This window comes from Siminovitchia fordii DSM 16014 = CIP 108821 (assembly GCF_000374565.1).
In the GTDB taxonomy this organism is placed as follows: domain Bacteria; phylum Bacillota; class Bacilli; order Bacillales; family Bacillaceae_C; genus Siminovitchia; species Siminovitchia fordii.
The window spans coordinates 36,988-57,099 of record NZ_KB894705.1; the positions used below are offsets into that span (position 1 = coordinate 36,988).

Below are 20,112 nucleotides of genomic sequence, written 5' to 3' on the forward strand. Positions count from 1 at the left end.
AATAAACAGCGCTATTTATCTATCTGTCATAGGCTATGCTGTTTACCTGCTCATTGTGTCTGTTTCATTCAGAGTCACCAAACAAGGGGAAAAGGGCATCGCTTAAAGCAGCAAATTCATTCATAGATAAAGTTTCTCCACGCCTTGATGGCTCTATGCCGGCAAGTTCCAGGACGTGAGCAATATCTGATTTTCTTTCCTTCCCATTAGGGAGGCCGCTCGTTAAATTGTTCATCAGCGTCTTCCTTCGCTGTGCAAATGCCATTTTTGCAACTTGGAAGAAAAAGGGCTCATCTTTTACGGACACAGCCGGACGTTCCCTCAGTAGCATCCGAATGACCGCAGAATCTACTTTAGGCTGCGGAATAAAAACAGATTTCGGGACGATCATGACTGTTTCGGCCGTAGTATAATACTGGATCGCAATCGAAAGAGAACCATACTCTTTCGTTCCCGGTTTTGCTGCAATTCGGTCTCCCACTTCCTTTTGCAGCATGACGACAATCCCGCCAATGGGCAGTTTCTCTTCGAGCAGCTTTAAAATGATTGGCGTCGTTACATAGTATGGCAGATTGGCCACCACCATGACCTCTTTTACATCCGCAAATTCATGTTCAATCATTTGATGAATATCTGCTTTCAAAATGTCCCCATGGATAATTTTCACATTGTCGTATGGTGAGAGAGTATCCGCTAAAATCGGCAAAAGGCGCTGATCAATTTCATATGCAACAACCTTTTTGGCCACTCTTGCCAAATGTTCCGTCAAAGCCCCGATTCCCGGTCCGATCTCAATGACACCCGTTTCCTTTGTCAGGCCCGCATGCTCCGTTATATTTCGTAAAATATTTGGGTCGATTAAAAAGTTCTGTCCCAGGCTTTTCTTAAAAGAAAAACCATATTTCTCCATAATTTCTTTCGTTCTAACCGGTGTTGCGATATCTTTTTGCATTATTGCTCTTCCTCCCATAGTACGTGTTCGAGAGCCTCAGCAAACTCCTGTGAGGATATTCGGAACATCATCAGCCGTTTGTGCAACTGCTTTCCATTCGTATAGCCTATCTTCAACAGCTCGCCAAGCCTTTCCCTCCGGCCTGCGGCTTTTGGTCCTCCAATTAAGCCTGCATCAATCAAGTCTTCTCTGGTAATGTTCTCTTCATTGGCCTCCACCATGAGATGGGCATCCTTCAAAGCAATGCGGATCGCTTCAGGTGCAGCGTGCTCTACACCGATTCCACGCCCATTATGAGCCCTTGCCGCTTTTTTATCGATAAAAGCATGTTTGCAATCAGGTACATGCTCAGTGATGGTCTTACGGATTTTTTCTCCCGGGAAATCCGGGTCAGTCAAAATAATAACACCTCTTTTTTCATGGGCCAATCTGATTTTCTCCAACGTCTCTTCGGAAACGGCCGAGCCGTTCGTTTCGATTGTATCTGCATCCAGCGCCCGCTGGACAGCCCGTGTATCATCTTTTCCTTCTACTACGACAATTTCCCTTATTTTCATGTTTCCTCCGGTAAAACAGTTTTACTATTGTCTTATTATAACCCGCTTTATAAAAGAAAAGCGCAAGGCGAATTTTGATGGGGAGTTCTTTAGTCACCACAGCAAAGAGAACGACTTAATTACATTCTGATTAGCATCCTTAGAAAATACATGTCATGATGTTCTCCAGCTTTCTCGACTACACTTTAACCGCAAGGAGCACCTCATCTTTGAACCATCTTCCTTGCAATTTGTGACCTCATGCCGATGGCTTCCCGATGACATAGACTTCCTGTCCTTCGGATAGTCCTAATACGTTCTCATCCGAATTGAATGTCTAGTCTAATTCTATACTTTATTTACTTTTGAAAAAAGGAAAAGCAGAGGAGTATTCTCCTCTGCTTAGTCGATGATACGCACTTTTACACGCTTTCTGCCGAAATTGCTTGCCTGTCCTTTTGATTGGACATGAACGTCGATCTTGTTTCCTTTGATTGCTCCGCCCGTGTCCCCCGCCACAGCATAGCCGTATCCTTCTACCCACACTTTAGAGCCTAAAGGAATGACACTTGGGTCCACTGCAATTACTTTTGCGCCGGGGTTGTTACGTAAATTAATACCGGTGGAAGTGACACCTGAGCACCCGCCGCAATCCGCTGTATAAGCCGTTGCATTCATATATATTTCTTTCCCTTCATTTGCAGAAGGTGAAGGTGCAGCTTGGGAAGCAGCCGAAGAAGATTTCTCTTGTGAATCCGGGGCAGGAGTAACTTTCGTTCCAACAGCAACAATTTTATTTTTGCTCTCTTTTATTTTTTCTTTGGAAACTAATGAACGTTTGACTTCTTTTCCGTTTTCTTTTACTACTTCAAACTCTTTCTGGATAATACCCTCTTGACCCTCTTGAATGACCTTTTCGGTTCCCTTCTCAAGGTTGCCATCTTTCTCTGTAACAATGTCAAAATCGATTGGCTCTTCAACTACATCGGTGACTTTTTCTACTCTGATGACATCAATAGATTTTTCAGGAGTGACAGTTGCATCCAATTCTGGCTGCACTCGGTCCAACTCTCCCAGTTCTACATCTTGCTGTTGTAAAAAGTCAGCGACCGTAGTCGAAGTGGTCCATACCTTATCTTTTTTCGTTCCATTATGTAAAACAACCTGAAACGCTCTTTCGATTTCTATTGTCATGTTGGGAAAGATATTTTTTGCGGGCGCTATATTGATTTTATCATGTTCGCCAAGCTTTATATCTTCTTCATTTAACAGCTGCTGTACTGTTTTGGCTGTGGTCAGGACTTTCTTTGATTCATCCCCGTCCATCAGTGTGACCGGCTTTGCAGGCTCCCAGATAAGAGATTGATTGTTTTCAACTACTGAATTTGGCTCATGTGAAAGATAATCAGAGTCTTTTATATTGACATCCAGTTCTTCCAGCATTTCGCCAACCGTTTCGGCATGTGTTTTTACTACAACCTGCTCTCCATCAAGTGTAACAGCAACCGTTTTTTTCGTTCCTTCAGTAATTAATATCATAAGGGTGGCAGTGAAAACAAGAAAACTTGCCACTGCCAATCCTAATTTCCTTCGACTTCTTAAATCTGTACTCAAGAAAAAACTCCTCCTTCTTCCCCAATAAGCCATTGCCTTTATCGGCATGAACGTGATGAAGAAGTAAAATTTTATTATCATTAGTCATTCATTCTATGCCGAACAGTTTCTTTGCATTTTCTGTCGTCTTCTGTGCAACTTCCTCAAAGCTGATTTCCTTTAGCTCGGCAACCTGTTCAGCAACCAGCTTGACATATGCCGGTTCATTCCTTTTTCCCCGATAAGGATGTGGAGCCAGATAAGGGCAGTCCGTTTCTATCAACAGTCGGTCAAGTGGAACCTCTATAGCCACTCTTTTCGGCTTTTTGGCATTTTTAAAAGTGACTGGTCCGCCAAGTGAAATGTGAAAATTCATTTCAATACACTCTTTGGCGGTTTCTGCGCTGCCACTGAAGCAGTGCATAATACCCCCGACTTCCTCGGCGTTTTCCTCCCTTAAAATTTGAACAACATCTTCAGTCGCATCACGGTTATGTATGATGATAGGAAGCTTTAACTTTTTGGCAAGGCCGATTTGCCTGCGGAAAACTTCTTTTTGAACATCATGAGGAGATTTATCCCAATGATAGTCAAGCCCCATTTCACCGAGCGCCACAACCTTTGGGTTAGCGGCCATCTCTTCAATCCAGGCAAGGTCTTTATCAGTCATATCAATCGCGTCCACTGGATGCCATCCAATGCTCGCATAGAGGAAATCATATTCCTTCACAAGGCTGATCGCTCTTTCTATTGTCGGCCTGTTGAAACCGACAACGACCATATAGGAGATACCTGCCTCCTTGGCGCGCTCGATCACTTCCTGAAGATCTTCGTTAAACTGTTCATCATTTAAATGGACATGTGTGTCAAATAGCATGGCTCAATCTCCTTCAATAGAGTATAAAGTAATTTAAAGTAACATAAGTCACAGCAAGCTAACATTTAGATTACAAAAAAAGAACATAGAGAAACGGCTTAAACTCCAAGTTTAATTAGCCATACCCTCTATGTTATCAACGATTGTATAATTGACGGAATATTCAACTACATTAAATTTAGTTTACAATTGCTCCGTTAGGAAGGCTTTGATCTACAGATGCAAGCGATAAAACGCCGTCTTTTTCCCCAGCAAGGATCATTCCCTGCGAAAGTTCACCACGTAATTTTACCGGTTTTAAGTTCGCAACGACAATCACTTTTTTCCCGATTAAATCATCTGGCTGGTAAAATTCGGCAATCCCTGAAACAACCTGTCTCTTTTCATATCCGAGATCAAGCTGTAGTTTGAGCAACTTGTCCGCTTTTTTAACCGGTTCGCACTGGATAACCTGTCCTACTCTTAATTCCACTTTCCTGAAATCATCTATAGTGATTTCTGGGGTCTGCTCCATATTTTCTTTTTGCTCTATTTGTTTTTCTTTTTCCGGAGCAGCAGGACCCTTCATTTGATCTTTAATGTATTGAATTTCCTCTTCCATTTCAAGTCTCGGAAAAATTGGCTTTCCTTTGGATACAACTTTTGTCTGGGAAGGGATATTACCAAACGCTTCTAGGCTTTCCCATGTCTGGAATTGCTCGTCTGTAATATTAAGCTGGTCAAAAATCTTTTTCGGCGTTTGAGTGAGGAAAGGCTGTAGTAAAATAGCTGCCCTTCTGAGTGACTCCGCCAAATGAACCATTACACTGCCTAATTCTTCCCGTTTCTCTTCATCTTTTGCGAGCATCCAAGGCTCTGTTTCATCAATGTATTTATTTGTTCTGCTGATGAGTTGCCAAACGGAAGAAAGGGCTACAGAAAACTCCATATTTTCCATTGCTTCTTCATATTTTTTAACTGCTTCGGTGTTCATATCAAGGAGTTCTTGGTCAAACGGTGTCACATTCCCTTTGTATGAAGGAATTTCTCCATTAAAATATTTGTTGATCATCGCAACAGTTCTGTTCAATAGGTTTCCAAGGTCATTGGCAAGGTCATAGTTGATTCTTTCGACAAAACCTTCAGGAGTGAATACACCATCAGATCCGAATGGCACTTCCCTCAATAAATAGTAACGGACTGCATCCAATCCATAACGGTCAATCAGCATGACCGGATCGACAACATTCCCTTTGGATTTGGACATCTTTCCATCCTTCATGAGCAGCCATCCATGGGCAAATACCTTTTTCGGTAATGGCAAATCGAGCGCCATGAGCATGATCGGCCAGTAAATGGTATGGAATCGAACAATCTCCTTTCCAACGATATGGACATCAGCCGGCCAGTATTTTAGATATTTGGAATCATCATCTGATCCGTAGCCAAGGGCAGTGATATAGTTGGTCAGTGCGTCAATCCAGACATAGATCACATGTTTCGGATCCCCAGGAACTTTTATGCCCCAGTCGAATGTCGTCCTGGAGACTGCCAAGTCTTCCAGCCCAGGTTTGATGAAGTTATTGATCATTTCGTTTTTTCTTGATTCGGGCTGGATAAAGTCAGGATTCTCTTCATAATATTGTAGGAGCCTGTCTACATATTTGCTCATTCTAAAGAAATAAGATTCTTCTTTCACAAGTTCTACTGGCCGCCCGCAGTCAGGGCAGTTTCCATCTTTAAGCTGCCGCTCTGTGAAGAAAGATTCACAAGGTGTGCAATAATATCCTTCGTATTCATCAAGGTAAATATCCCCTTGGTCCAACAGCTGCTTGAAAATCTTTTGGACTACATCCTTATGGCGGTCTTCGGTTGTACGGATGAAATCATCATATGAAATATCAAGCTTCTTCCATAATTCCTGAATCCCGCTTACAATCCGATCAACATATTCTTTAGGCGTGACATTATCCTTATTTGCCTGTTTCTGAATCTTTTGCCCATGCTCGTCCGTTCCCGTCAAATACATGACATCAAAACCGCGCATCCGCTTATAACGTGCCAATGCATCACCCGCTACAGTCGTGTAAGCATGGCCGATATGCAAATTCCCGCTCGGATAATAAATAGGGGTTGTCAGATAGAATGTTTTGAGTTTTTCTTTCACCATGTTTCCTCCCTCTTGCTAACAGGATGCCATTTATAACATGCAAACCCACTCTTTGCATCTTGTCCTCATCTACACTAAAAATATACGTGAAATCAACGATTCCTGCAACTGTGCCTACTACTAAGGGAACACGAAAATTGGTCCATTGAATGTTTATTTAATTTAATGGATACGAATACGTAGGAATTTCTATCTAAAAATTTGACATTTTTTTTAACTTCTAATTGACGGGAATGGGAAAGACTGGTACGATAAATCTGATTATAAATGTGACAAAAAGTATATTTTTGATATAAAGACAAGTTTCTTTGAGAGGAGAAAAGTAGTATGAAATCTACTGGAATTGTGCGAAAAGTCGATGAACTCGGGCGGGTAGTCATACCTATTGAATTAAGGCGCACCTTGGGTATTGAAGAAAAAGACGCACTGGAAATTTACGTAGATGATGAAAAGATCATCCTGAAAAAATATAAACCGAGCATGACTTGCCATATTACAGGCAATGTATCTGATGAAAATGCCTTTTTTGCAGGGGGCAAATTGGTCTTAAGCCGTGAAGGCGCAGAGCAATTGATACAGGAAATCCGTGATTCTTTCAATTTTGATAAAGTGAATAGTTAATAGAATAAGAAAAGCCCCTTCAATGTAATGAAGAGGCCTTTTTTATTTCTGCCTGTACTATGCAGACGCTTTCGGCTTTTCTAAGCAAATACTTCCGTCCACTCGTCCCTGCGGGCAAGCATTTTTTTTGCAAGTTCTTTGGCACCCTCTAAGGAATGGCTTGCCGCCCAGCCGCATTGCACTTCATTGCAGGCGGGAACTTCAGTTGCAGTCAATACATCCTTCAGAGTTTTTTCCAGAATATTTAAGACGTCTTCGTAATCATCGTGATTAACAAGGGATAAATAATAACCGGTTTGGCAGCCCATTGGGCTGATATCGACGATTTTATCCGAATGGTTTCTACTGAATTCCGCCATCATGTGTTCCAATGAATGGATCGAAGGCATTTCCATATGATCCTTGTTTGGCTGGCAGAAACGAATATCGTATTTACGAATGATATCACCATTTTCCCCTTCCACAATACCCGCCAGACGGACATATGGAGCCTTCACCTTCGTATGATCCAAATTGAAGCTCTCCACATTCATCTTTTGTTTGGTCATTCATTTTCTCTCCTTTTCTCAGCATCCATCAGCCACACAAAGGTATTCATTTGATTAAATGTGACCTGGAAGCCGTTTTCTTCAAATATTTTCTTTAGAACTGGAATGGTTGTGTAATACTCCGTCTGCAAATCAACTGCTAGACGATTATAATTGTTTCGTAATGCTTCTTCTATTATAGCCTGTTTGGCTGCTTCATTGATAAAAACTGTATCGGCAAAGACAATTTTTCCGGATTCATTGAGTATTTCGCTATATAAGGCAACGGCCTTCCTTTTCTCCTCATCCGTCAAATGATGGAAAGCATACGTACTGGCGATCGTATCCGGTTTTTTTTCAGGTATGGGGAAAGTCAAAAAGTCCCCCTCGACAATCGTCACGTTCGGAATCTTTTCTTTCGCTCTGTTTCTCATTCCTTCCGAGGGCTCTATACCATATATTTCGAAGCCATTTTTTATAAATTTCTCGGTCAGATTTCCCGTCCCGACTCCAAATTCAACTATATATCCTTTTGATCTTTTTGCAACCTCATCAAGAATCTGTTCATAACAGGCAAATACTTCTTTATATTCAACATCAGTTCCTCCAACAGTTTGATCATACGTTTCGGACCAGGCATCAAACAGATCATTGAAATTTTTCGCCATTTTTATTCCACCCTTTTCTTATAAAAATAATCGGAATTAAGTTATGACTAAATTTATCACTTGTTTTTTAAAAAATCAAGTTAAAAACAAAAAGAATGAGCCCTTTTTAAAACGGACTCACCTTATCTGCCAATGATATGATATGCTTCATAAACCTCGCGTTTGGGAAGCCCTCTGTCGCTTGCCGTCCGCTTGATGGCCTCTTTTGATGTAAGATTTTCATGCTCAATATAATATTCTACGTGTTCTTTTAATCCGAGCGGTGCCCACCATGGTGGACCTTCCCCGGAATCCGGATCACTGTTCCCTTCCACAACTATGCAGAATTCTCCACGGATCTCTTCTTCATCAGCCCAACCCGCGGCAGATGAAATGGTTCCACGCAAAAATTCTTCAAATTTCTTCGTCAGCTCCCTGCATAGAACTATCTCACGATCTCCCAAAATATTCAACATATCTTTTAACGTATCCTTCAATCGGTGCGGAGCCTCATAAAGAAGTATCGCACCACCCTGGCGTTTTAATTTCTCAAGTTCCGTTTTCCTTTCTTTTTTCCCTCTTGGCAAAAAACCGTAAAAATAGAAAGGCTGCGGATCGATGCCTGAAGCGACCAAAGCAGTCAACGCGGCATTTGCTCCTGGGAGAGGTACAACCGCTATATCCGCTTCAATAGCAGCCTGGACTATTTCATATCCGGGATCTGATATACAGGGCATGCCCGCATCGCTGACAAGCGCTATATTATCCCCTTCTAACAACCGCTCGATAAGCTGGCGGCCGCTTGTTTCCTTATTATGTTCATGATAGCTGGCAAGTGGTGTTGAAATGTCAAAATGGCTGCATAGCTTTTTTGTGTTCCGCGTATCTTCGGCAGCAATCAGATCGGCTTCCTTCATCAGGCGAATTGCCCGGAAAGTCATATCTTCCAAATTGCCGATCGGCGTCGGTATTAAATAAAGAGTCCCTTTAAAAGTCTGTTCATTGCTTTTCTGACTGCGCATTTCGTTCACCGGCCTCATATAAAAATTGTTCTTTTTTTGACCGCGTCAGCTGCTTGAAAGCATATTCCGCCTTTAGCGCCTCGCCTTTATTCTCAAATTCTTCCACATAAATCATCGTTACCGGTGTCCTCGTCCGGGTATATTTGGATGCCTTGCCTTTGTTATGTTCGCAAAGTCTCCGGGGAGGATCGACCGTGTAGCCCCCGTAGTACGAGCCATCCCTGCATTGCAGCACATAAAAATAATGCCTATTCTTCTTTTCCATATAGAATCTCTCTTATTTCCGGGGTATACTCGTTTTCTTTATCGTAAACAAACAGGGGCGGGAGCGCCTTCAGGCCTGAATTACCATTTTTGATCCCTTCAACTAAAATCGTATTCGCTTCCTTCCCTGCCTTCGGGTAAACGAATCTGAGCCTTTTCGGTTCCAATCGATACTGTCTCATAAGGGTCAATATGTCCATCAGCCGCTCCGGCCGGTGGACAAAAGCCGCTTTGCCTCCTTGACGGAGAAGCTGGCTGCTTGTTCGTATGACATCTTCAAGCGAACAGAGAATCTCATGGCGTGCGATGGCCAAATACTCATTTTCATTGATAATGGATGGCTCTGCGGAAGTAAAATACGGCGGGTTGCATGTAACTACATCATATTTTCCATGGCCAAGCGTTTGGGAAATCTCTTTTACGTCACCATGTATCATATGAATCCTATTTTCCAGTCGGTTATACCTGATGCTTCTTTCAGCCATATGATAAAGGCGTTCCTGAATTTCCACACCTGTGATGGTTGCTTTTGTTTTATTGCTCAATAGGAGGGGGATCACCCCGTTCCCACTGCATAAATCCACAATATTCCCTTTTTGAATCGGTACATAGACGAAACGTGCCAATAGTACAGCATCAAGAGAAAATGCGAACACAGATGGGCTTTGGATGATTCTTAAGTTTTCCGCCAGCAAATAATCCAGGCGCTCGTCGCCAATCAAGTCAGTCATATCAAACACTCCAATACAAAAAGCGGAAACGCCCTGATCGGCCCCGAAAAGTGAAAGTTGTTTCCCAAAAAAGAATTTTTTAGTCACCTTGGGGGGAAATACAGCTTTTGACTTGACGAGCCGGGCGTTGTAGCTGGATTTAATACAATGATGAAGATTTTTTAGTATCTATACAATAAAATAGCCTTCCCAATTCGAGCAGGAAGGCCTTATATTAAACAATTTATTTTTTATTCAAAAAGGAAAGGCAGAACAGGCAGTCTTCGTCCCTTCGCGGGCTGCCAAAGTGAACATTGCAAATATGGAAGCCTTCTTGATAAAGGCGGGCCAGATTATCATAGCCCTCTCCAATATCAGTTTCATTCATTTGATCAAAAGCCGAGCGCTCGTCCTTCTCTCCATCGGGCAGTATGAGACCGGGCTTTTCCATCCCTTGATCCAGATGTCGGCGCAATTGGTCATTTTCCGACTTTAACGCATGGTTTTCTTCGATCAGTTCGACCAAATACTGCTTCAGCTCACCAAGCTGTTGATACAACTGGCCGATCTGCATTTCCATATTGCTTACCGAATCGAAGAACTCCTTTTTATCCTTCACCTTACCACCTCATTATTCCGTGGCCTGTACAGACGTCACACTTTCACTCATAATCTCTTCCAGTGTATATTCCAAAACCCGTTCTTGATCAGACAGCTCCACTTGCATAATGCGCTCCAGTATATTTAAACCGACCACTCTTCCAGAACCGTTCGGTGTATGGATGATCTCACCCACATCAGGAAGTGCAGCTTTTGCCGCTTCATACTCATCATTTTCATACTTCAAACAGCACATCAACCTGCCGCACAAGCCGGATATCTTCGTCGGGTTTAAGGAAAGATTTTGATCTTTGGCCATCTTGATTGATACAGGTTCAAAATCTCCCAAGAAAGTAGAACAGCATAGCATACGCCCACACGGACCAATTCCGCCAAGCATTTTCGCTTCATCTCTTACTCCAATTTGCCTAAGTTCAATCCTTGTTCTGAATACGGAAGCCAGATCTTTTACAAGTTCACGGAAATCAACACGCCCGTCAGCTGTAAAGTAAAAAATCACCTTATTGCGGTCAAATGTGTATTCTACATCGACAAGTTTCATATCGAGCTGATGCTCCAGAATTTTTTCCGAACAGACTTGGTAAGCCTCATCAGCCGCTTCCTTGTTCGATTTCACATTTTGATGGTCCTGTCCATCTGCAAGCCGGACAATTTTCTTTAATGGAAGCACTACATCGTTTTCGCTTACCTGTTTCTTTTCGGTCACAGCTTTTCCAAATTCAATGCCGCGTGCGGTTTCCACGATAACGTAGTCACCTTTGCGGACCGGATGATCCATCGGATCGAAATAATATATTTTACCGGCTTTTTTAAACCGGACTCCTACTACGTTATACAAAAGAAGGTCCCCCCTGCAAATTCAGCACAAGCTGTTCCATTAACAGCTGAGGATTCATATTTGCGTGTAATTTTCTTTTGGCTTCCAAGATTGCAGTCATTTGTTTCGACAGCCGTTTCATTGAGGTCTGAAGCGCATCCTTTTCAAGCGTCTGCCGCTGATCAGGATAGACGAGCTGCCGATCCTTCCCCAATTGTATGTTCAGTATATCTTTATATATATATAATAAAAGAGACAATCCCAGATCATGCTGGGCTTTCTCTTTAAAATGCCCCATCCAGTCCATTTGAAGTGATGTCATAGCATAGAGCGGATTTTCTTTAAGCACTTCATATAATTTTAACACTATTTTTCTAGCTTGTGCAAACCAATCATCATCATTCAGCCTCACAGCTTCCCCCAGATCGTTTGTGAGGGCGGCCAGAAGGGCCGCTTTTCCTTTCGGCACACCTGCTTGTTCCAACTTTTCGGCAAAAATTTCAGGTCCCAATGGATAGAAAGGTACGGATTGACAGCGTGATATGATTGTCGGTAATAGCTGTTGCGGCTGTTCCGTGACAAGAACGGCCGTTGTTTCAGAATGAGGCTCTTCTAAAAATTTCAATAAGCTGTTGGCAGCCTGAACCGTCATCTTTTCAGCGTCTATAATAATATACAGCTTCCTCTTTGACTCCATACCTGATTTGCTAAATTCTGTTCTCAATGAACGAATTTGATCTATTTTAATGGAAAGCCCGTCCGGTTCGACGATATGGACATCCGGATGGTTTCCGCTTTTGATTCTTTTACAGTTACCACATTGTCCGCAAGGATTCACATCCTGTCCATTTTCCTCACAGAACATACTGGCAGCCATTAACAGGCTGCCTGCTTTCTTCCCGGTTCCACGCTCACCTTCAAACAAGTAGGCGTGGGCTACCCGGTGATGGACCAGGCTGTTTTTTAAGAGCCTGGCCGCAATTGGCTGCTCCTTTTCTAATTGATCCCAATTCATATCTTCCGGTATTCACCCGCCTACGTATATAAATGGATCAGCAGCCCTTTTATCTCGCCGATTCTTCCTAAAATGTCTATGGACTGCTTTTCATTCTTTAAAACTTCCTCCGTCAATTCAACCAATTTCTCATCAATCAGTTCAACCGTCTGAAGGACTCTTCCTTCTGCAAACCTGTTCCAACTGTGTGACTGCTTAAGTTCCATCCCAGTTTCGACCGTTTCCTTCACAAGCTGCTTCACAAGTGTTTTATATTTGACTAAGTCTTGGAAATTCCTTGATTTTCCGAGCCTCTCCCCTGCCGTATGCACATCCATGAACAATTTGTCGAGCTGTTCTTTATACAGCTGGATTTCCTGGCGTGTAATAACTTCGGAAAATTTTGCCCCGGTGCTTCCAGATTTGGGAACAGAGGAAAGTTGCCCCGTTCTTGATCCAGCCACATGATTTACTTTCATGGACGTCTCCTAAAACTGGTGGAACTGCTCGATCGGGAGAACAAACACGGTTGCTCCTCCTACCGATACTTCCACTGGATAAGGAATATACGAATCAGCATTGCCCCCCATAGGAGAAACTGGTGCCATCAACTGTTCACGTGACTTGCAGCTTTCCCTTATGACCTCAAGCGCTTTCTCGACGCGGATATCTTCTGTACCTATCATGAAGGTCGTATTTCCGGACTTCAAGAAACCGCCAGTTGTTGCCAACTTTGTTGCTCTGAAGTTATTTTCAACCAATGCATTCATAAGACGGTTGCTATCCTGGTCCTGAACTACAGCCATAATTAATTTCATTTGGCTCACTCCTTATATTAAAAGTGAAAAACAAATTTGTTATTATTCTTATTATATCAGCTAATCGCATATGTGACATTGTTATTCGTTTATCTGGGTAACCACTTTCCGTTAAAAATGACATTTACTTTTTAAAATCAGCCTTTATTCAGCATTCCAGCTTGTATTAACTGCCCATCAATTATCTTTCTCACCTTTTGATACACCGAATCGATTGGCGCAGCGGCGTCGATTGAGATTATTCGATCAGGGAATTTTTGCAGCAATAGATGGTATCCTTCCCTTACTTTATGATGGAACTCTGCCTTTTCCAAATCAAGCCTGTTCACTTCCCGCCCTGCATTCTCGGCAATCCGCTTCAAACCAATTTCCGGATCTATATCAAAATACAAAGTGGCATCCGGCATGGCACCTTGAATGGCAAATTTATTGATGGTATACACTTCATCAATTCCAAGCCCTCTTGCATATCCCTGATAGGCGAGGGAACTGTCAATAAAGCGGTCACACAGAACAACTTTGCCCTCCTGAAGCGCCGGCAGAACCTTTTCTGTTAAATGCTGGCGGCGGGCTGCAGCATATAGCAAAGCTTCCGTCCTTGAATCCATCATCGTATGCTTCTTGTCAAGGATGATTGTCCTAATTTTTTCCGCAATGTCGATGCCTCCCGGCTCTCTTGTGGACAATACTTTCACCCCATCTAAAGACAGGTCTGCAGCCAGTTTTTCAATCATTGTTGTTTTACCCGCCCCTTCAGGCCCTTCCAATGTGATAAACAATCCGCTCATCAAAATTTTTCCCCCGATCACATATGTTTACAGCGTATAGTATAACATGGGATACGATTAAATATAGTGACCGTTATCTGTCAGGATTAGCTATATTTTATCCAAAAATACAAAAAACCAGGCTTCCATAAGCGGCAGCCTGGTTTTAGGTGACAATTTTTGTTTCTTTAATGACCTTCATCTGTTCAACATAATATTTGTATTTCGGGTCATCAGTATCTGTTTGGATTATCTCCTGCTCACAGCCGGCACAAATAAAAGATGTATAAAGATGAATCCCCGTATCCTGTGCTTTTTTGCATATTATGCATCTTTCCATCTCTCCACCTCCACACATATTTAGTATGTCCACTGCAGGATAATTGCATACACAATTAGCAACATTTGAGCAGTTAAAAAACTATTTGTTTCATTCTATGCCCAGAAAACCGATGCCGTGTTTGTCTTGTGCTTTTTTCCAAAAGAAAAATGAAACATCCGAAACTAACGGATGTTTCATGCAATAATCCATAATTGGATGACTGACAAAGCAGCAACCCCCGGCAGACCGAGCAGCCCCGAAATGGCTGCAGTCACAAAGTTGATTGGAATATACAGCCCGAATTGATTCCCGAAAGCATTTAAAAAAAATAGAAACAGGGCGCCGATCATCAATTTTATAAATGATTGGCCGACCACTTTAAATACGCTCCCCGGTTTTACCGCCATCAGTAAAAATATGATCAGGCCGATAAGCGAAGAAATAATCAAGATTGAATCCAAGCGTTCCCCCTCCTGCCCTCACGTCCTTCCTTAATATTGTATGTAAGGATTGTCCAAAAAGAACATTAAGAACCTCAAGGCCACAAGCACAACATAAATTAGAGGAGACAGTTCTCCATCCCCATAGCAAAGCAGCGACTTTAATCAATCCATGATGCTGTATGCAGCTTTGCACGAGGGAAAACATACGCTTTCCCGAATAGGCTGTGCCGCGGGAGAACATTCATATTGGAGATGATCTTGTTTAACTTGATCCTTTTGCCGATAGCAGCTGAAGGCCAATAATACCTATTTTTTTCCTATAAAACTTATTATAATTTTTTCTTCGTAAACGAGAGATCATTGATTTTTTATTGAAATTTTTCGTTTCTTTGCTTCCTTGAACAGAAAAATATACTTCGCCTTTGCCAATAGCATCTGATACTGCAATTCATCATTTGGCTCGTAGCTTAATTTGAGCATATCGCTCTTTTGATCCCATTCTTTTTTTACATTTCCCATAAGGTCAATTAACCTATGATCAAATTCTTTACGCAATTTATGTTTCCGGAACATATGGGACCTCTCCTTAAAGAACTTCTCTTCGGCCTTCCAACGCTTTTGAGAGAGTCACTTCATCTGCGTATTCAAGATCTCCTCCGACTGGCAGACCATGGGCAATCCTTGTCACGGTGATGCCCGACGGTTTTAGGAGACGGGAAATATACATGGCCGTAGCTTCCCCTTCGATATTCGGATTTGTCGCTAAAATCACTTCCTGGACAGTTTCATCCTGCAGCCTTTTCAGCAGATCAGGAATATTGATGTCTTCCGGCCCGATGCCTTCCATCGGGGAAATGGATCCATGAAGAACATGATACAGACCGTTGAATTCTTTCATTTTTTCCATGGCGATGACATCCTTTGGCTCCTGCACAACACAGATGACGCTGCGATCGCGTCTTTGATCTTCGCAAATATAACATGGATCCTTATCAGTGATATGGCCGCATACCGAACAATAGCCAAGATCCCTTTTTGCATTGACCAGGGCCTTTGCAAAATCAAGTACAGTGTCTTCTTTCATGTTAAGAACGAAAAACGCCAGGCGGGCTGCTGTTTTCGGCCCGATTCCCGGCAGTTTCATAAAGCTGTCAATCAGCTTTGATATTGGTTCTGGGTAATGCATAATGGTAACCTCCTAGAAGCCAGGAAGGTTTAATCCTTTTGTAAATTGTCCCATCGTCTGGCTTGATAATTCTTCTGCCTGCTTCAAGGCATCATTTGTAGCCGCCAACACAAGATCCTGCAGCATCTCAATATCTTCCGGATCTACGACTTCTTCAGCGATTTGAACTTCCAGCACTTCCTTATGGCCGGAAACAATCACTTTTACCATTCCGCCCCCTGCTGTGCCTTCAATTCTTTTTTCGCCAAGTTCCTCCTGAGCCTGTGCCATCTTCTTCTGCATTTTCTGCATTTGTTTCATCATGCCTTGCATATTTCCCATTCCTCGCATTGTAAACTACCTCCACCCATGATTAGTTTTTAATTTCTAACAAATCTTTTCCAACGAGTTTTAAAGCTTCGGAAACGATGGGATCATCCTGTTCCTCTGTAGTACTTTCGTCTCCATCACTCTTACTAGATTGTAAAAACTCTTCCCGAATCTCTTTCCATTGGGCTTCAGGAACTCCGATTATTTTAAAACCTGTTCCAGTCTGCTCTTCCAATATTTGAGAGATTGTTTGGACAAACGTATGATTTTCCATGGCCATTTTACAAATCATATCATATTTGAATTTCAAGATAATCGCATCTGCAGATGCTGCAGCCGGTTCGGCATCATTAAGCAGGGCAACCTGCGAAGGCAAATGCCGCTGATTCAATATATTCAAGAATTCTCCCCAATGGCTTTTAACATCATTTAGATGCTTCCTTGTAGCTTCCTTTAATACTTGGGTAACAGCACCTGCATTAACCCTAAATTCCTTTCCGGCATTTCTAGCCGGCCTTTTTAAAGATTGTGCAGGCTGGTTTTGATTCTTGTCTCTCGGTTGGCTGTTATTTTTCAGCCACTTGATTTCTTTTTCCAATGCTTCAATCTTCTTATGCAATTCCTGGACCTGCGGTCCATCCCCCTGAACCGGTATTCTTTCTGTCTGGCAAAGCTTCACCAGACATACTTCCAAATAAATACGCGCATGGTTAGAGAACCGCATTTCCTGCTGTGTCTTGCTTAATATATCAATGTATTCATAAATTTGCTGCGGCTGAATCTCTTCAGCAAGGGCTTTAAATTCTTCGTCAAGAAGCGCATGCTCGGCTATCTCATCCAAATTTGGGGCTGTCTTATAAAGCAGGAGATCCCGAAAATACAGGATAAAATCCTCTGTGAACCGGGAAGGATCCTTCCCCTGCATAAGCAATTCCTCGAGCGTTCCGAGAGCTTCGGAAACATCTTGATCATGAACAGCGCGTGCAAGCTTGTTCAAACTGTTCTGCGAAATGGATCCGGTGACAGTCAAAGCATCTTCCACGGTGACTTTTCCAGTGCTGAATGAAATAACCTGATCCAGCAGGCTCAATGCATCCCGCATACCGCCTTCAGCCGCTCTGGAAATGATTTGAAGCGCCTTCTCATCATATTCCAAGGAAGTTTCATCTGCAATATGTGCCATTCGTCCGGCAATGTCCTGCGAAGTGATTCTTTTAAAATCAAAACGCTGGCACCTGGAAATGATCGTTAACGGAATTTTGTGCGGCTCTGTCGTAGCCAATATGAAAATGACATGTTTGGGCGGTTCTTCCAATGTTTTGAGCAAAGCATTGAATGCGCCAATAGTCAGCATATGCACTTCGTCAATGATGTAGACTTTGTACTTCACAGCATTGGGCGTGTATTTGACCTTGTCACGGATATCACGGATTTCTTCGACTCCGTTATTGGAAGCCGCATCAATTTCAATGACATCAGAAACTGAACCATCGGTGATTCCCTGGCAGGCGGGACATTCATTGCATGGCTCTGCAACTGGCATTTTTTCACAGTTAACCGCTTTTGCCATTATTTTGGCTGCACTCGTTTTTCCAGTTCCGCGTGGACCGGAAAATAAATAAGCGTGCGAAATTTTTTGTTGGAGGAGAGCATTTTGCAACGTCTTTGTCACATGTTCCTGCCCGATGACATCCGCAAACGACTGCGGCCGCCATACCCGATATAACGCCTGGTAACTCATGCTCTGCCTCCCTGTAAAGTAATTATTCTACCATTTATTATACCTTAATCCGAAAGGAAATTACAGGTTGAGTATCATTGAAGAAAGATATAAGTGAGATGATGAAAGGATCGTTTAAAATGCACCTGATCCTCCCCCGCCGCCTCCAACTCCTCCACCTGAAGACGAGCTTCCGCTTGATTGGGAAGCGGCCGTTTCTTTTGCCTGTTCTCCTGCCGTATCAAAAGATGAAGCCAGGACCGGCCAATACAACGGATAAAAGCCTGACGACATGCTGGTTGCTTCACCTGGATATCCATCAATGATTGTATATCTGTTCGTTTCGGTGTGGACCGATCCTCTGATTCCAAGTGAATAAATCATGGCCCGCATCCGGTCATCCTCACTATAGATTTTCCAATCCCAATCGGAAATTCGATCAAATTCATCAACCAATCTTTTCCATTCCTCCTGGATGCGTATACCTTTTTCTGACAATGACTTGTAAAAAATGGAAAATCCCAAATAGGCTATAAACAGGAAGATAAATAAAATCATGTACAGGAAAAGGTCATACTTAGCCGACATAATCATAAACCCAAAAGGAGGGATGCTTAACAATCCAAATGCAATTCTCACTGGTATTCTTTGATCATATAAACCATGCTGCTTTGTTTCTTTTGTAACCGCCGCTTTCCAACTGTTGATTTCCTCACTATAGTTCATATGGTTTTTCTTATCTTTCATGAATTCATCCAAGTCATCCATGCGGAAGGTACCGTTCCATCCAATCTTATCGAATAAAAGGCCGATGAGAATCCGTTCATGTTCCTCCGCCGCGTCCCTATTGATTAATCGGAAATGACCCTCTTGTGTTTGCTTGACATACCCCTGACGGACAAGGTCCAGCAATGCTGCCGCTATCGTTTCATTATGAAGTCCATTAGTAAAATAGATAGTTGCGGGCATCGTCATTTGCTGCTCAGGAATTTTCACTTTATGATTTAGAACATCTTCCACTATAGTTTCCTTTTTCTTTTTCGTTTTATTGGTTTGGTTCATCACCATTAAGATAAACAAAGCGGTAAATCCGGCTAGGACCCATACCCCTGTAGAAGACAGTTTCTTTTTATTCTTAGCGTAAGTGATTGCCTTCTCTTCCAACGTTCTTTTTTCGTTGACTATTTCTTCTTTCATCTTTTTATTAGCCGTTAGCTGCATTGCCGGAAATAATGCTGAATTGTAGGCAACTCTTATGTCTCCATTCTCCCCGGCTTCCACTTTTCCCATTGAATAGACGATAGTTCCATCATCCGCCACGTTCTCTGTTTTAAATGCGGAATCGTACCCTAATGCAATGGCTTCATCTGCTGGACCGGGAGGATGAACCACAATGGTCATTCTCCCATAGTCAGTTTCATTACGGTCATCAAAAAATGGCCAATAAAATTCCGAGACATCTATAAACTTATCCATTCCATTTTTGATTGAATAATAAATATCCACATGGATTGTCTCATTCTTTCCCTTTCGGTGAATTTTATAAAGCTCCCCCTCTTTTTCTACTTTTAGACTTTTTTCATCCTCTTTCGCCATTAATCCACTTATTTCCGCACCTTTTTTCGGGAATATTTCCCGGGTAATGCCATTAAATTTACCGTCAAAAGAGTAAGTATGACGTTCATGTACATTGATGTCCCCATTTTCCTGTAAATAAGCATCAATTTTTACATCAGGAATTGAAAAATCTACTGCATATGTAAACGAAGGTATTAAAAACAAAAAGATCAAAGTAAGAAATATTATTTTTCTCATCATGAGTATTCACCTCTCTCCGTTAATAATATTTACGGACGAAGGATTGTTTAGGTTCCAAATATAAAAAAACCCACCCGCATTTATTGCGAATGGGTTTATCATTTTATTAGTAAATGCCGCGCACCCTCCTTCGACAGTGCTTCACCTGCGTTACTCAAGCAGTTAGCTCGACCCAGGCTCCCCCGCGGCACATGAGAGGTTCCACTTAATGCTGCTTCCTTCCGGACCTGACATGGTTCATGGGTTCTCATTGCGCAGGACCCGGGTGTCTACACCACTTACTTGAGGCAGACCAGACAAAACAACAGCCTCTGGAAGGGATTCAACCCCGCTGGAGCGGATTTCGGGTACAGGGCTCCGCTACTTCCCCGTCTAGCACGGCATATCCCATTTTACTAC

24 protein-coding genes and 1 other RNA gene are annotated in these 20,112 nt (G+C 42.5%); 1 reads left to right on the forward strand and 24 read right to left on the reverse strand.

Going from position 1 to position 20,112, the window contains the following annotated elements; all coding sequences use genetic code 11:
- Positions 1–64 precede the first annotated feature (64 nt).
- From rsmA to metG, 5 genes are all read right to left on the reverse strand, one after another.
- The gene (gene rsmA / locus C509_RS0119195; RefSeq protein ID WP_018708556.1) at positions 65–952 is read right to left on the reverse strand and encodes a 16S rRNA (adenine(1518)-N(6)/adenine(1519)-N(6))-dimethyltransferase RsmA; all 888 of its coding nucleotides are present in this window, start codon (positions 950–952) and stop codon (positions 65–67) included.
- Positions 952–1,509, reverse strand: a complete 558-nt coding sequence (gene rnmV / locus C509_RS0119200) for a ribonuclease M5 (RefSeq protein ID WP_018708557.1) — start codon at positions 1,507–1,509, stop codon at positions 952–954. The genes rsmA and rnmV overlap by 1 nt, the downstream gene beginning before the upstream one ends.
- 381 nt (positions 1,510–1,890) lie before the next feature.
- Positions 1,891–3,102 (reverse strand): G5 and 3D domain-containing protein, encoded by a 1,212-nt coding sequence (locus tag C509_RS0119205; RefSeq protein ID WP_018708558.1) that lies wholly within the window; start codon positions 3,100–3,102, stop codon positions 1,891–1,893.
- A gap of 88 nt (positions 3,103–3,190) precedes the next feature.
- Positions 3,191–3,958: a TatD family hydrolase gene (locus C509_RS0119210; RefSeq protein WP_018708559.1), complete on the reverse strand. Its 768-nt coding sequence runs from the start codon at positions 3,956–3,958 to the stop codon at positions 3,191–3,193.
- Positions 3,959–4,136: 178 nt separating this feature from the next.
- Positions 4,137–6,104, reverse strand: a complete 1,968-nt coding sequence (gene metG / locus C509_RS0119215; RefSeq protein ID WP_026319979.1) for a methionine--tRNA ligase — start codon at positions 6,102–6,104, stop codon at positions 4,137–4,139.
- A gap of 330 nt (positions 6,105–6,434) precedes the next feature.
- Between metG and C509_RS0119220 the strand changes: the two genes are divergently transcribed.
- Positions 6,435–6,728, forward strand: a complete 294-nt coding sequence (locus C509_RS0119220) for a transition state genes transcriptional regulator AbrB (RefSeq protein ID WP_018708561.1) — start codon at positions 6,435–6,437, stop codon at positions 6,726–6,728.
- Between the two features lie 80 nt (positions 6,729–6,808).
- Here C509_RS0119220 and C509_RS0119225 read toward each other — a convergent pair whose 3' ends face one another.
- From C509_RS0119225 to ffs, 19 genes are all read right to left on the reverse strand, one after another.
- Entirely contained in the window at positions 6,809–7,276 is a 468-nt protein-coding gene (locus C509_RS0119225; RefSeq protein ID WP_018708562.1) for an S-ribosylhomocysteine lyase, read from the reverse strand.
- Positions 7,273–7,923, reverse strand: coding sequence for a class I SAM-dependent DNA methyltransferase (locus C509_RS0119230; protein WP_018708563.1), 651 nt, complete (start codon positions 7,921–7,923; stop codon positions 7,273–7,275). The genes C509_RS0119225 and C509_RS0119230 overlap by 4 nt, the downstream gene beginning before the upstream one ends.
- Positions 7,924–8,045: 122 nt before the next feature.
- Entirely contained in the window at positions 8,046–8,924 is an 879-nt protein-coding gene (gene rsmI / locus C509_RS0119235) for a 16S rRNA (cytidine(1402)-2'-O)-methyltransferase (protein ID WP_018708564.1), read from the reverse strand.
- Positions 8,902–9,189 carry a GIY-YIG nuclease family protein gene (locus C509_RS0119240; protein ID WP_018708565.1) on the reverse strand — a complete coding sequence of 96 codons (288 nt, stop codon included), beginning with the start codon at positions 9,187–9,189 and terminating at the stop codon, positions 8,902–8,904. The genes rsmI and C509_RS0119240 overlap by 23 nt, the downstream gene beginning before the upstream one ends.
- Positions 9,173–9,919 (reverse strand): tRNA1(Val) (adenine(37)-N6)-methyltransferase, encoded by a 747-nt coding sequence (locus C509_RS0119245; protein ID WP_018708566.1) that lies wholly within the window; start codon positions 9,917–9,919, stop codon positions 9,173–9,175. Before C509_RS0119245 ends, C509_RS0119240 begins: the two co-directional genes overlap by 17 nt.
- Positions 9,920–10,142: 223 nt before the next feature.
- The gene (gene yabA, locus C509_RS0119250) at positions 10,143–10,478 is read right to left on the reverse strand and encodes a DNA replication initiation control protein YabA (protein WP_051088731.1); all 336 of its coding nucleotides are present in this window, start codon (positions 10,476–10,478) and stop codon (positions 10,143–10,145) included.
- Positions 10,479–10,529: 51 nt separating this feature from the next.
- On the reverse strand, positions 10,530–11,357 hold the full coding sequence (locus tag C509_RS0119255) for a PSP1 domain-containing protein (RefSeq protein WP_018708568.1): 828 nt from the start codon (positions 11,355–11,357) through the stop codon (positions 10,530–10,532).
- A complete protein-coding gene (holB, locus tag C509_RS0119260; RefSeq protein WP_018708569.1) occupies positions 11,350–12,351 on the reverse strand; it encodes a DNA polymerase III subunit delta' in 1,002 nt (333 codons plus the stop codon). The genes C509_RS0119255 and holB overlap by 8 nt, the downstream gene beginning before the upstream one ends.
- A 20-nt stretch (positions 12,352–12,371) precedes the next feature.
- Positions 12,372–12,809 carry a YaaR family protein gene (locus C509_RS0119265; RefSeq protein ID WP_018708570.1) on the reverse strand — a complete coding sequence of 146 codons (438 nt, stop codon included), beginning with the start codon at positions 12,807–12,809 and terminating at the stop codon, positions 12,372–12,374.
- A gap of 9 nt (positions 12,810–12,818) precedes the next feature.
- A complete protein-coding gene (locus tag C509_RS0119270; protein ID WP_018708571.1) occupies positions 12,819–13,148 on the reverse strand; it encodes a cyclic-di-AMP receptor in 330 nt (109 codons plus the stop codon).
- Positions 13,149–13,285: 137 nt separating this feature from the next.
- On the reverse strand, positions 13,286–13,936 hold the full coding sequence (gene tmk, locus C509_RS0119275; RefSeq protein ID WP_018708572.1) for a dTMP kinase: 651 nt from the start codon (positions 13,934–13,936) through the stop codon (positions 13,286–13,288).
- 145 nt (positions 13,937–14,081) lie between these two features.
- A complete protein-coding gene (locus C509_RS0119280) occupies positions 14,082–14,255 on the reverse strand; it encodes a sigma factor G inhibitor Gin (RefSeq protein WP_018708573.1) in 174 nt (57 codons plus the stop codon).
- 176 nt (positions 14,256–14,431) lie between these two features.
- Complete coding sequence (locus C509_RS0119285) at positions 14,432–14,698, reverse strand: pro-sigmaK processing inhibitor BofA family protein (RefSeq protein ID WP_018708574.1); 267 nt, start codon at positions 14,696–14,698, stop codon at positions 14,432–14,434.
- A gap of 339 nt (positions 14,699–15,037) precedes the next feature.
- On the reverse strand, positions 15,038–15,253 hold the full coding sequence (locus C509_RS0119290) for a YaaL family protein (protein WP_018708575.1): 216 nt from the start codon (positions 15,251–15,253) through the stop codon (positions 15,038–15,040).
- Between the two features lie 13 nt (positions 15,254–15,266).
- Positions 15,267–15,866: a recombination mediator RecR gene (recR, locus tag C509_RS0119295; RefSeq protein WP_018708576.1), complete on the reverse strand. Its 600-nt coding sequence runs from the start codon at positions 15,864–15,866 to the stop codon at positions 15,267–15,269.
- Positions 15,867–15,878: 12 nt separating this feature from the next.
- Entirely contained in the window at positions 15,879–16,196 is a 318-nt protein-coding gene (locus tag C509_RS0119300; RefSeq protein WP_018708577.1) for a YbaB/EbfC family nucleoid-associated protein, read from the reverse strand.
- 22 nt (positions 16,197–16,218) lie between these two features.
- Positions 16,219–17,916, reverse strand: a complete 1,698-nt coding sequence (gene dnaX, locus C509_RS0119305) for a DNA polymerase III subunit gamma/tau (protein ID WP_018708578.1) — start codon at positions 17,914–17,916, stop codon at positions 16,219–16,221.
- A 114-nt stretch (positions 17,917–18,030) separates the two neighbouring features.
- Positions 18,031–19,710: a DUF2207 domain-containing protein gene (locus C509_RS0119310; RefSeq protein ID WP_169509270.1), complete on the reverse strand. Its 1,680-nt coding sequence runs from the start codon at positions 19,708–19,710 to the stop codon at positions 18,031–18,033.
- 119 nt (positions 19,711–19,829) lie between these two features.
- Positions 19,830–20,094: signal recognition particle sRNA large type (gene ffs, locus C509_RS25750), an RNA gene on the reverse strand.
- Positions 20,095–20,112 lie beyond the last annotated feature (18 nt).